The organism is Hydrocarboniphaga sp. (assembly GCF_028291725.1).
GTDB lineage: Bacteria > Pseudomonadota > Gammaproteobacteria > Nevskiales > Nevskiaceae > Hydrocarboniphaga.
This window is the reverse complement of the sequence record NZ_JAQGNT010000088.1, coordinates 29,143-42,144: the sequence shown is the minus strand read 5'-3', so window position 1 is coordinate 42,144 and position 13,002 is coordinate 29,143. Positions and strand designations below refer to the sequence as shown.

Annotated in this window: 8 protein-coding genes; 5 read left to right on the top strand and 3 right to left on the bottom strand. The window is 64.9% G+C overall.

Annotated elements, in window-relative coordinates; all coding sequences use genetic code 11:
* The first annotated feature begins 136 nt into the window (after positions 1-136).
* The 4 genes from JWQ90_RS22990 (at position 137) to JWQ90_RS22975 (ending at position 7,251) form a co-directional block, all read left to right on the top strand.
* Positions 137-2,116 (top strand): M2 family metallopeptidase, encoded by a 1,980-nt coding sequence (locus JWQ90_RS22990; RefSeq protein ID WP_299697333.1) that lies wholly within the window; start codon positions 137-139, stop codon positions 2,114-2,116.
* Between the two features lie 202 nt (positions 2,117-2,318).
* Positions 2,319-4,136: a DUF885 family protein gene (locus JWQ90_RS22985; protein ID WP_299697332.1), complete on the top strand. Its 1,818-nt coding sequence runs from the start codon at positions 2,319-2,321 to the stop codon at positions 4,134-4,136.
* Positions 4,137-4,387: 251 nt separating this feature from the next.
* Positions 4,388-5,725, top strand: coding sequence for a capsular biosynthesis protein (locus JWQ90_RS22980; protein ID WP_299697331.1), 1,338 nt, complete (start codon positions 4,388-4,390; stop codon positions 5,723-5,725).
* Positions 5,722-7,251, top strand: a complete 1,530-nt coding sequence (locus JWQ90_RS22975) for an LTA synthase family protein (RefSeq protein ID WP_299697330.1) — start codon at positions 5,722-5,724, stop codon at positions 7,249-7,251. The genes JWQ90_RS22980 and JWQ90_RS22975 overlap by 4 nt, the downstream gene beginning before the upstream one ends.
* Before the next feature lie 70 nt (positions 7,252-7,321).
* On the opposite strand, the gene JWQ90_RS22970 is transcribed toward JWQ90_RS22975, so the two are convergent.
* Positions 7,322-9,580, bottom strand: coding sequence for a GSCFA domain-containing protein (locus JWQ90_RS22970; RefSeq protein WP_299697329.1), 2,259 nt, complete (start codon positions 9,578-9,580; stop codon positions 7,322-7,324).
* A 221-nt stretch (positions 9,581-9,801) separates the two neighbouring features.
* Between JWQ90_RS22970 and JWQ90_RS22965 the strand changes: the two genes are divergently transcribed.
* Positions 9,802-10,764, top strand: a complete 963-nt coding sequence (locus JWQ90_RS22965) for a class I SAM-dependent methyltransferase (RefSeq protein ID WP_299697328.1) — start codon at positions 9,802-9,804, stop codon at positions 10,762-10,764.
* Positions 10,765-10,783: 19 nt separating this feature from the next.
* Here the strand turns inward: JWQ90_RS22965 and JWQ90_RS22960 are convergent, their stop codons facing one another.
* Positions 10,784-12,313 (bottom strand): glycosyltransferase family 1 protein, encoded by a 1,530-nt coding sequence (locus JWQ90_RS22960; protein ID WP_299697327.1) that lies wholly within the window; start codon positions 12,311-12,313, stop codon positions 10,784-10,786.
* Positions 12,314-12,349: 36 nt separating this feature from the next.
* Positions 12,350-12,997, bottom strand: coding sequence for an ABC transporter ATP-binding protein (locus JWQ90_RS22955; RefSeq protein WP_299697326.1), 648 nt, complete (start codon positions 12,995-12,997; stop codon positions 12,350-12,352).
* Positions 12,998-13,002 lie beyond the last annotated feature (5 nt).

Here is a 13,002-nt window from a genome sequence, read left to right as displayed (position 1 = left end):
TCGGCAAGGGATTGCCGACCTAGGGCTGAATCGACGCCGTTTTCAAGCCGCCACCGTAAAGACCCCGTAAAAACCCGGATTGACGGAGCCCTCGCTTTGCGGGCAAGGTCCCGCGCACTGGATAAAAGGAGACGACATGCATCGCGGACTGCGGCTGAGTGCTTCGCTATTGCCGCTCGCGGCCCTGGCCGTGCTGGCCGCCTGCAACAAGCCCAGCGATCCGGCGGCCGCCGCGACCAGCGTGCCGGAGGTGCAGAGCGCGGTCACCGCTGCCGACGCCGACAAGTTCGTGTTCGGCATCAATGAATGGCGCGACCAGAACATGCCGCGCTTCCAGGCCGCGTTCTGGCTCGCCTCGACTTATATCAACGACGACTCGCAGCTGCTGTCGGCCAAGGCAACGGAAGAAATGCTGGAGTACGTGACCAAGACCGTCAGCGAGTCCAAGCGCTTCGAGCACAGCGAGGGCATCAGCAAGCCGACCGCGCGCGCCATCGAGCTGACGCGTCTCGGCACCTCGCTGCCGGCGCCCAGCGACGCCAAGGAGCGCGAGGAACTCGCCAAGCTGGCGGCGAAGCTCGAGGCCAACTACGGCGCCGGCAAATGGTGCCATCCGAACGCGGCCGGCCAGCCGGAATGCCTGCGGCTGCAGGATATCGAGAAGATCGTCGACAACGTCGACTTCAAGAACACGCCCGAGCAGATGGCCGAGGCCTGGGCCGGCTGGCATGCGACCGCCAAGCCGATCCGCAAGGATTACCAGCGCTTCGCCGAGCTGATGAACGTCGGCGCCAGGGAGATCGGCTTCGCCAATACCGGCGAGCTGTGGCGCGGCGGCTACGACATGACACCGGCCGAATTCGATACCGAGATCGAGCGGCTGTGGGGCCAGGTCAAGCCGCTGTACCAGGCGCTGCATTGCGATGTACGCAGCAAGCTCAACGAAAAATACGGCGACGCGGTGGTGCCGAAGAACGGCCTGATCCCGGCGCAGCTGCTCGGCAACATGTGGGCGCAGGCCTGGGGCAATCTGTATCCGCTGATGGAGCCGTACCAGGGCGTCAGCAGCCTGGATCTCACCGGCGCGCTGCAGAAGATGCGCGAGGCCGAGCTGAGCAAGATCAAGGCCGCCTACAAGGGCAAGCCGACGATCGTGCAGCAGGCCGACATGGAGCATCAGGCCGACATCGCCATCGCAACCAGGATGACCAAGATCGCCGAGGACTTTTATACCTCGCTGGGCATGCCCAAGTTGCCGGCATCGTTCTGGGCGAAGTCGCAGCTGGTGCAGCCGCGTGATCGCGACGTGGTCTGCCATGCCAGTGCCTGGGACTTCAACCTGAAGCAGGACGACGTGCGCATCAAGATGTGCATCGAGCCCAACGAGGAGAGCCTGCGCACGATCCATCACGAACTCGGGCACATCTACTACTACCTGAACTACAAGGACCAGCCCTCGATCTTCCAGTCCGGCGCGCATGACGGCTTCCACGAAGCGATCGGCGACACCGTGACCCTTTCGCTGACGCCCAAGCATCTGCAGACCATCGGCCTGATCAGCGACGCAAAAAAAGACGAGCACGCGGTGATCAACGACCAGATGAAACTGGCCTTGGACAAGATCACCTTCCTGCCCTGGGGCAAGCTGGTGGACCAGTGGCGCTGGCGCGTGTTCGACGGCCAGATCGCGCCCGAGCAGTACAACGCCGGCTGGTGGAAGCTGCGCGCCGAATATCAAGGCGTGTCGCCGCCGATGGCGCGCAGCGAGGACGATTTCGATCCGGGCGCCAAGTACCACATCCCGGCGAATACACCGTATACGCGCTATTTCCTGGCTTTCATCCTGCAGTTCCAGTTCCAGAAAGCGCTGTGCGACGCATCGGGCTTCAAGGGTCCGCTGTATGAGTGCGACATCTATGGCAACGCTGAAGCCGGCGAGCGCTTCATGGCGATGCTGAGCCAGGGCCAGTCGCAGCCCTGGCAGGACACGCTGGAAAAACTGACCGGCACGCGCCAGATGGACGCCTCCGCCATCATCGAATACTTCAGTCCGCTGATGAAGTATCTGCAACAGCAGAACCAGGGCAAGACCTGCGGCTGGGACGGGGAGATCTGAGCGCGGCCGCTAACGATTTTTGGAGTTTCGTTGGGGAAAGGGAGTGACAAGCAGGGAGCCGCGTCGGCCTCATCGCCACGCACGACACAGCAGGGAAGCATCGTGATGGAGCCAGTGGGGCGGCGCTAGAGACGCCGCCCTGTTTTTTTCAGGCGCCGCGGCCTGAGGCCATCACTGTATACGAACGGAAAACAATAAGCTGATGATCAAGAGCATCTTCAAATGGACGGTTGCCGCAGTCGCGGTGCTGATCGTCGCGGCCGCGCTGCTGGCGGCGCAGACCTGGTACTTCAAACCGCTGCGTTTCAGCTGGTTCCTGGATCGCGCGCTGCTGAAGCACACGCTGGAAGATCCGGAGCTGCTGACCTCGCTGCGCCTGCTCGAGCCGCTGGGCATCGACGGCCACAACGGCAAGCTCACCGACGTGTCGGTCCGGCAGGAAGACAGGGTCGCGCAACAGTGGCAGCAGGATCTGGACACGCTGCATCGCTACGATCGCGCCGCGATGTCGCCGCCGCAGCAACTCGCCTACGACGTGATGGACTGGTACGTCGGCATGCAGGTCGAGTCCGACCGTTGGCGATATCACAACTACCCGGTGAATCCGCTGTTCGGCGTGCAGTCCGAACTGCCGACCCTGATGGCGACGCAGCAGAGCGTCGCCAATCGTCACGAGGCCGAGCAGTATCTGGCGCGGCTGGACGGCTACGGCGGCAAGTTCGAACAGGTGCTCGAGGGCCTGCGGCTGCGTGAAGAGCGCGGCATCATCCCGCCGGCTTTCGTCGTGCATAAAGTGCTGGAGCAGATGCGCGCCTTCGTTGGCGTGCCGGCCGAACAGAACATGCTGTACATCGCCTTCAGCGACAAGCTCAAGGCCGCGACGGGCATCAGCGACGATCAGCGCGGCGAGCTGCTGGCGATGGCCCGCGACCGTATCACCGGAGGTGTATATCCGGCCTACGACCAGCTGATCGCGTATTTCGAGCGCCTGCAGACCAAGGCGCACGGCAACAACGGCGCCTGGGCGCTGCCCGATGGCGATGCGTTCTACGCCTTTGCGGTGCGCCAGAACACCACCACCGACATGACCCCGGAAGAGCTGCACCAGCTCGGCCTGGCCGAAGTCACGCGCATCGATGCCGAGATGGACGCTATCCTGCGCGCACAGGGCTACACCGAAGGCAGCGTCGGTGCGCGCATGACGGTGCTGGGCAACGAGCCGCGTTTTCTGTACACCAACACCGACGCCGGCCGCGCCGAATGCCTGACCGATTTCCAGAAAATCATCGACGACGTCAGCGCCGGCATGAGCGTGGCCTTCAACCATCTGCCGAAGAGCAAGGTGCAGGTCAAGCGTGTACCGGCGTTCAAGGAAAAGACCAGCCCGCAGGCCTATTACGATCCGCCGCCGCTGGACGGATCGCGGCCCGGCACGTTCTGGGTCAGCCTGCGCGATGTCGGTGAGATCAAGAAATTCGCGATGCGCACCCTCGCCTATCACGAGGCCGTGCCCGGCCATCACTTCCAGATCTCGATCGCGCGCGAACTCAAGGACGTGTCGACGCTGCAACGCGTGCTGCCGTTCACCGCGTATGCCGAAGGCTGGGCGCTGTACGCCGAACGCCTGGCGAAAGAGCTGGGTTACGAGAACGATCCTTTCGACGATCTCGGCCGGCTGCGCGACGAGCAGTTCCGTGCAGTGCGCCTGGTGGTCGACACCGGCATGCACTACAAGCGCTGGACCCGCGAGCAGGCGATCGCCTACATGATCGACAAAACCGGCATGCCCGAAGGCGACGTCGTCGCCGAGGTCGAGCGTTACCTGGTCTGGCCCGGCCAGGCTCTGGCCTACAAGACCGGCATGCTGAAGATTCTGGAGCTGCGCGCGCGTGCTCAACAGGCGCTGGGTGATCGTTTCGACTTGAAGGAGTTCCACGACCAGGTCTTGCTGGCCGGCGCGCTGCCGCTGGGCGTGCTCGAAGCGAGAATCGACCGTTGGATCGAATATCGGCGCCGCTAGCAGCCTGTTGGGCTTGGGAGATCGTACCGAGGGTAAGGGCCCGCTGTGTCCAAGCTGCGGGCGAGCGAGGAAAATAGCGAGTCATACGACTGCCGCGCCAGGGGTTCCCGCCCGTCGTACGGCCGATTCTCGCCCGTCGTCGGAACCCGCTGTTGCCGGCCTGCGGCAGCGAGTACATCTAAGCCCTATTGTTCGGTCCATGTTCCTGCTATTTACCCTGCGCTTATCCAAATCGGAGCTATCGGAAATTCGTGGGCAAGTCCATACCAGCCGTCGCCGTCGGGCAGCCGATCTCCCCTGGCCCTCGCTATCTGTTCCTGCAGGGCCCGAATGGGCCGTTCTTCTGCCAGCTGGCGCGCCGGTTGCTGAGCGGCGGAGCGACGGTCTACCGCATCCATTTCAACGGCGGCGATGCTGCTTTCTGGTCGCTGCGCGGCGCGCTTGCGATCGACTATCGCCAAGGCGTCGAGCAGTGGCCGGAGTTCGTCGGCCAGCGTCTCGGCGACTGGCAGATCAGCGACCTGGTGCTGTTCGGCGACTGCCGGCCCCTGCATCGCGTGGCGATCGGGCTGGCACGGCTGCGCGGCGTGCGTGTGCATGTCTTTGAAGAAGGCTATCTGCGGCCGAACTGGGTCACGCTGGAGGCCCACGGCGTCAATCGCAACTCCTTGCTGCCCAAGGACCCGGACTGGTATCGCCACGTGGCCGACGGCCTGGCGCCGCCGCCGCCGGTGCAGGCGGTGCCCGGCAACTTCGCGCGCCGCGCGGCCGAAGACGTGCTGTATACGCTCAACCTGGTCGTTCGCGCCTGGCTTTATCCCGACTATCGAACGCATCGGCCCTGGCATCCGCTGGTGGAATATCGCGCCGGCGCGCGGCGCTTTCTGTTCAGGGCGAAAATACGCCGCAACGCGGCAATCGCGGTCGGGCAATTTCTAGCCGATCCGCGGCCCTATTTCCTGTTCCCGCTGCAGCTGCACTCCGACGCGCAGATCCGTTTCCACTCGCCGTACGGCAGCATGGGCAAGGCGATCGAGAGCGTGATTGAATCGTTCGCGCGCCACGCGCCCGAGCATCAGCGCCTGGTGTTGACCGAACATCCGCTGGACTGCGGCGTGATCGACTTGAAGCGCATCGCGCTGACGGCCGCGCAGGCTCATGGCGTCGCTGACCGGCTGCTGTTCGTCGAGGGCGGCAGCCCCGATGCGCTGCTGCGCCGCGCCGGCGCGGTGGTCACCGTCAACAGCACCATCGGCATTGTCGCGCTGGGAATGAATTTGCCGGTCGCGGTGCTCGGTGCCGCGATCTATGCGATCCCCGGCCTGGTTCACGGCGGCACGCTGGATGATTTCTGGTCCAGGCCGCAGCCGCCCGACGCGGCGCTGTTCAGTGCATTCCATCGCGTCGTGCTCGAGCAGACCCAGATCGGCGGCAGTTTCTACAGCGTCGAGGGCCGGCACATGGCGGCCGACGGCGCCGCGCGTCGTATGCAGCGGGCGGCGCTCAGCTCGGCGCTGGTGAGCGGCTTCGATTTCGCGGCACCACCAGAGGCACCGGCAGCCGAAACCACCTCTATCGAACTGGGATGATGCACCTGGTTGCAGCTGCGTCCGCAGCCCTGCTGGTGCTGATCGCGGCGGCATTGCCGCGGCGTGTCGCCGGCACGCGCTGGCACATCGGCGCTGCGCTGGCGCTGGATCTGGCGCTGCCGGTGTCGATCTTCGTGCTGATCGCGCTGGCCAGCGGACGGCCGATCTTCGCCGGCCTGGTGACACTGGCGCTCGGCGCCGGCTACGCCTATGCCGACCATGCCAAACGCGCCACGCTGCAGGAGCCGATCGTGTTCACCGACGTGTTCCAGGCTTTCGATATTTTTCGCCATCCGCAACTGGCGCTGCCGTTCCCGAACAAGGGCCAGATCCTGCTCGGCGTGGCGAGCGTGCTCGCGGCTTTCGTCGCCTTCTACTGGCTGGAGCCGCGCAGCTTCCAGGCGCCGCTATGGATCTGGATTGCGCTGCTGGCGCCAGTGCTGGCGTTGATCGCCGTGCTGCGCCGGCCTCTGCGCGGGCGCGCCCTGGCGTGGCTGAAGCGCCTGGGTGCGAGCGGCGATCCGGCGGTCGACGCAGCGCAGCTGGGCCCGCTGGCGATCCACTGGGTGTATGCACTGGTCGCGGCCGGCGAGCGTGACCATCGGTGCATGGCAGCTGCGGTGCGGATCAGAGTTGATGCCGACGAGCTCACGGACCCGGTGGTCGTCGTGCAGTCCGAATCGTTCTTTGATGCACGCCGCCTGCATGCGGCGATTGATCGCAGTCTGCTGCCGAACTTCGATCGCGCCTGCCGCGACGGCCTGCAGTGGGGCCGGCTGAAAGTGCCGTGCTGGGGCGCCAATACCGTCCGCACCGAATTCGCGGTGCTGTCTGGAATGCCGCAGGCGGCGCTGGGCTTCGACCACTTCAATCCGTATCACCGGTTCGCACGCGCGCCGGTCGATACGCTAGCCTGGCGGATGCGCTCCCGCGGCTATCGCACGATCTGCCTGCATCCCTTCGACGCTCGCTTTTATGGCCGCGACCGGATCATGCGCAACCTCGGTTTCGACCAGCTGATCGACGAATCCGCGTTCCCGGCCGACGCGCAGCGCGTCGAGGGTTACATCGGCGACCTTGCAGTGGCGCGCCTCACTACCGAGCTGTTGCGCCGCTACGGTCCGAAAGTTTTCGTGTTCGTCGTGACCATGGAAAATCACGGCCCCTGGCGCGGCCGGGCCGATGCACTGCAGAGCGTCGAATGCCTTTCGGTGCTGGGCGAGACCGAACGCAATTCGGTCAATCGCTATCTGGCCAGCCTGCGCAACGCCGATGCGATGCTCGGCAGCCTGCGCGACACGCTGGAGCGCGAATTCAGCGGTGGCACGCTGGCGTTCTATGGCGATCATCTGCCGGGCTTTCCGAGCGCCTACCAGAAGCTCGGGCTCGCCGACCGGCGCAGCGACTACCTGATCTGGCGTGCCGACGCTGGCCCTGGGTCGCGCATCGATCTGCGCGCCGACAATCTGGCGGATGCGATCATGGCCGGCTTTGAACGGGCGACGGAGCAGCGCAAATCCGCGTAACGGTATCTCCGATCCCCCGAGTTCGGCGGGCCGGCGCCCGCTCCGATCATCACGATTTATCACGAGCGTTTCAGGACACCAGGGGCTGCCCCGGGTCGAGCCGTTCCTCTTCGCACACCACATTCTGCAGACGCTGCGCTTCAGCGAGTACGTCGGCGTCCATCGCCGCTGTGCCGCGCGCGTAATGTGTGAAGAACAGCCGCATCACATGATCGACTCCCTCAGGCGTCACCGCGCGCAAATCGGCGCCGTAATACGCGCCGCGGTTGAAGCTGCCGGTGATGATTTCGTAGGACGGAAAGTAGGCGCAGGCATCATGACGGCGGGCGAGGGCATCGGCCGCTACGCGCAGCACCGCCTTGCTGTGAGCCGTCGCCGTCAGCACATGGCGATCCTCGTAGGTGGCGGCCAGCGGTACCGGCGACACGGTGAGGATCACTCGGGCGCGGCGATTGATCTGCAGCAGCCGCGATAGGAAGGCTTCGAGATCGGCCACCGTTTCTTCGACGCCGAAGTTGACGAATTCGTAGCGTTCGAAGTCCATGCGTCCGGCCGCGACACCCGGCGCCAGCGGAAACACCGCGCCGTCGGCTCTGGAGCGCCAGGCCTCGGTCAGCCCCAGAGTGAACACGAAGACATCCAGCGATTCGAATAGCTGGCGCACCGCTGCGAAATGCGCGGCTCGATCATCCTCCAGCGCGCGCAGGCTGGCGAAGCCGTCGGGCTCGATCTCCGGCCGGAACGGATCAGCGAGGCGTCCGTCGCTGCGAGTCCAGGCGTTTTCCTTCGGCACGAAGTCGCCATAGCTGCGTTCCAGCAGCTGCAGCAGCTGGCGCGCACTGTAGAGATTGCCGTAGCGCGCACTGTAGACGCCGTACTGGCGTCGCAGAGCGGTCTGCTCATCGAGCGCCGGCGCAGCAGGCTCGGTGACCAGATAGCGCATGCCATGGCGCTGCAGCTGCCGTGCGATGTGCTGGGCGAAGCAGCTACCGGCCGTGGCGATCGCGTCGTCGCCGCCGATGGTGAACTTGGGCGCCATCACCGGATCGACCTCGTCTGGTGCGACGTCGGTGACCGCCGATCGCCAGAAATGATGCGGCGCGAGTCCGGCGTACGGATGCGTTTTCTCGGCCGGAGTCGATACGGTGTTCGTGGGGGCGAGCTGCGCCGCCGCACCGCGAAAAATCTGGCGATAGGCTTCCGACTCCGCGCGATCGGGTGCGTAGAGCTGGCCGGGCGTGTGGCTCGCATAGGCCGCGTACGACTGCTCGGCGAACGTCTTCAGGTCGAGCTGGATGATCGGCTTCAGCGACAGGCTGCCGGGCACCGAGAGCTTGAACAGGTAGGCGCCCGGCACGCCGTAACGGGCCGCGATTTCCGGGTATACCGGCCAGGCCTGGAATTCGCCCAGATCGCTATAAGCGTATTCGACGCCGTTGCCTGGCAGCATCGCCACTCCCCGCTTCTTTAGCAGCGCCGCCGCCAACTCGCGCAGGACGTAGCCCTTCGGGTGATTGATCGAGTGCATGAAACAGCCGCGCCGCCGCCAGCCGGCCAGCAGCTCGCGCAGCTCGACGTCGATGCGCTCGCCTTCCTCGATCAGCGCCGTCGTGGACGCCGACATGTAGTCGAAGAAGCCGAGCTGGCGATAGACATCAGCATTGAACAGGTCCAGCACCTGCTCAACGGTCTTGCCGTTGCGCCAGCCGAAGTAGAGTAGCGAAGAGTGATAGGGCCCGAGAGGCCCATGGAACTCGGCGTTGTCCTTGCGCCAGCGCACATAGATCAGATCGGGATGAAAGCCGCTGAAAGTGATCGCAGGAAACTGCTGGACCTTGTGCAGCAGCTCGGGCGCCGCTCTGCCGATCTCATCACGCACGTAGGGCTGAACCACCAGCAGCTCGTAGCGGGCGAGATCCTGAAACCGGTTCTGGCGCAGCCGTTCCATCAATTCGGCGGTGCCGAACAACGCATCCGGCATCGGTCCGCCGGTCAGGGCCTGGATGCAGCGTCCCAGTGTGCGCACCTGGCAGTTGCCGATGACGGCGATCGACAGCGCCGAAGCGACCGCGCCACCGGGCAGATCGCTTGGCACCCAGCCGGCGTTCGGCTCGAAAGCGCGCTGTTTGCACTCTTCCGAAACGAGGAATTCGCGCAGCAGATCTTCCGCCGTTCTGCCGGATTGCAGGTAGGCGCGCCAGTGCGCCATGCCGGCCGGCTCGGGCTCGCGTCCGAGCAGGCCACGATACGCAGCGCGAATCAGGTCGGCATCGCCGCTCCGCTTCGATCGAAAATGGCGGCGCAGACGCGCGTACCAATGGTGGGGCACGGGCGAGGTTCAGGCGGCTGGCAGGCGCGGAGTGCCGCTGCCCGCTGTGCGCTGCGTCGTTGGTGTATTCATGCGGAGATCCTTGCTATTTGAAACGAAGATAAAGCTTAGTGCACTGCGCCGCGAGTGCGGCGGATGCTGCTCAAACATGACGACAGGCTTGGCTACCGTGCCGCTGTCGTCGCGGCTATGCTCGCTGCACGATGCGAACCGGCGCGACAATGGGCGAAGATTCCGAAGGCTTGCACGACTTGGCCGACCTCGACGCGAACCGTTTGCGATCACCGCTGCCCACCATGATCGATCCGCGCCGCTACCAGCCCCCGCTGCCGCTGCCCGGCGGCCTGCAGCGCGCGCAGATCGTCGCCAGTCTGGAGCGCGCTTCGATCGACGGTTCCCAGGGCAGCGAGCTGCAGTGCTACGCGCGGGAGGACTGTGATCGTTTCCTGTATACGCTCGACCTGGTGCCGGAGTCTGCGGTCGACGTGCTCGAGGTTGGTGCCAATCCTTATTTCACCACGGCGCTGCTACTCAATTTCAGACCGCGGGCGCGGCTGCATCTGGTGAACTACTTCGGCGGCGAGCCGGGTACCGCGGCGCAGACACTGCAGCTACCGGCTTTCGACGGCAATGGCGTCCAGTCTCACCGCCTGGAGTATCTGCATGCCAATCTCGAAGCGCACAGGCTGCCGCTGCCCGATCGTTTGCTCGACGTGGTGCTCTACTGCGAAGTGATCGAACACCTGCTCAACGATCCGCTCGCGAGCCTGCTCGAACTCAAGCGCCTGCTGCGTCCGGACGGCTTGCTGATCGTCACCACGCCCAACGTCGCTCGCCTCGAGAATCTCGCTCGCATGGTCGCAGGTGCCAACCTCTACGATCCCTATTCAGGTTACGGCCCCTATGGCCGCCACAACCGCGAATACACTCGCCACGAGCTGCACCGCCTGCTGGAATTCTGCGGCTTCACCCAAGAGGTGTTCTTCAGCGCGGACGTACATGACAACCGTGCCGGCGGCTACTGCGATCTGTCAGCGCTGCAGGACCTGGTCGCGTTCCGCGCGCCTGACCTGGGGCAGTACCTGTTCTGCCGCTACCGCAATACCGGCGCCGCGCCGCAGACCCGGCCCGGTTGGCTATACCGCAGCTATGCTCAGGACCAGCTCGACCCGACGCCGCTGTAACGCGGCACCGATGTGGGTATCAGCCGGTTCGGAATTCGCCGCGGCGGAGACGCTCGAACAAGGCGTTCCATTGCGGTGTGATTGCTTCCTTGCGGTACCGTTCGGCGTGTCGTTGGCCGGCCTCGGCAAGCGCGGCGCGGCGGCCGGCATTGGCTGCGCCCAGCAAGCCGCTGAGCTGCTCGCCGAGCGAGTCTTCGCTGTAGGTCTCGAAGTATTCCGCGGCATTGCCGTAGACCTCCCGGTGCACCGGGATATCGGACGCCACCACTGGCGCACCGCAGAGCATCGCTTCGACTCCGGACAGGTCGAAGCCTTCCGACACGCTTGGGCAGACCACGCATTCGGCAGCGCCGTATAGACGCCGCAGGTCCGATGAGGGCACGCGCGCCAGATGCAGCAGTTCGCCCCGTTCCTGCCATGGCCGGAAGGCATCGGTCATGGGGCCGGTGTCCCAGCCCAGTTCACCGACCACGATCAGCTTGAGCCCCGGCGCGACGGTGCTGCGCAGCCTTTCCCAGGCGCGTACCAGCCGCACATGGTTTTTGCGTGGCTCGACCGTCGATACGATCAGCAGATAGCGCAGGTTCCCCGATGCAAATTCGCGCTTCAGCAACAGGCTTTTGCTGAGCGACTCCAGCGACTTCGGCAGCGTCGCCTGGTTGAGCCGCGCTAGCATGATGTCTATCAGCGTGCTGGTCGCCGCGGGCTCGACGAAGTAGTTGTGCGACACCACGTCGGGCACCACCAGGCTACGCCGTTCCACCTGCGGCAGCACACGCAGCAGATCGTCGCGGACGGCCGCCGAGGTGCAGACGAATACCGCGCGTCGTGCGTTGGCGATCAGCGCGCGGTAGTGGGTCGCACGATGAAAGCGCGTATGCGGAATCAAGTGCGGCAGGAACAGCGGGATCGCATCGTGGTAGCGCACCAGCATCTGGGTCTGCGGCGCCACTTCCGCCGGATACGGTGTCTGCCCGATGAAAACGTCGAAGTCTTGCGTGGCCAGCCGAGGATAGTGCCCGCGGCGCAGGCCGGCGAAACCGCTCAGGCCGGTGCGATGCAGCATCCGCCACGGGGTGGACAGGCTGCGGTAGCCGGCGTTGCGGATCTTGTCGTAGTCCTCGGGCGGCAGCGATTTGGAGAACAGCGTCTCCCAGACGAAGTCGCCGAAATCGCGAGCATCGAATTTCCGCAGCGGCAACTCGCCGCCGAAAGCGGCCGCCAGCGCCAGCCCCGTCGGACCAAGGCCGCGCTTGAATGTCGCGCTGGCGTTCGCCAGCGTCCCGTGAGGCCTGGGCGCGCGCTGATTGGCGATGAAGCGTGACAGCAGGTTGTACTTTCGATGGACGTTGCTGTCGTCGAAAGTCTCTCCTGCCTTCAGCGTGCGGGCGAGCGGATGGATCGGGTGGTTCAGCAGGCCCACGACCTCCACCGATTCCAGCTCGTTCAGTGCCGAAAACAGCAGCCGCGTCTCCTGCGGAATGCCGGCGTAGCCTTCGTAGCAGGGACGCAACTCCATCAATACGCGCAAGCGCTGGGGGTCAGGCATGGTTGGGTTTCATTTTCCCGGGTCGGGCTGGGGGATTCAGAGCGCCTGGTAGTCCAGGATCGCCTGCTGCACATCGTCGTAATATCGGGCGTATCCACCGGACAGCAGCAGCGCGCCATCGCAGACCCGGCCGATGAAGCTGGTGTCATGCGAGGCCAGCACCAGCGCGCGATCGGCGCGGCGGTCGAACAGATGCTCGTTGCAGCGCGCATGAAAGCGCGAGTCGCCGACCATCACGATTTCGTCGATCAGGTAACAGTCGAACTCCACCGCGATCGACAGCGCAAACGCCAGGCGCGCGCGCATGCCGGTGGAATAGGTCTTGACCGGTTCGTATAGGAAGCGGCCGAGTTCGGAGAAGTCCTCGACGAAGCGGCGCAGCCGCGGGTAGTCGGTGCGGTAGATGCGCGCGATGAATTTCATGTTGTCGATGCCGCTGAGGCTGCCCTGGAAACTGCCGGCGAAACCCAGCGGCCAGGACACCGACATGCCGTGTTCCACCACCCCTGAGGTCGGCAGCTCGACCTTGCCGATCAGCCGTATCAGGGTCGACTTGCCGGCGCCATTGTGGCCGAGCAGCCCGAGCTTGAAGCCGCGCGGGACGTCCAGGCTCACGTCGGCGAGCGCGACGTGGCCGCCATTGCGGCCTGGATACACTTTGCGCAGATGCTGGACGCTGATCAATGCGA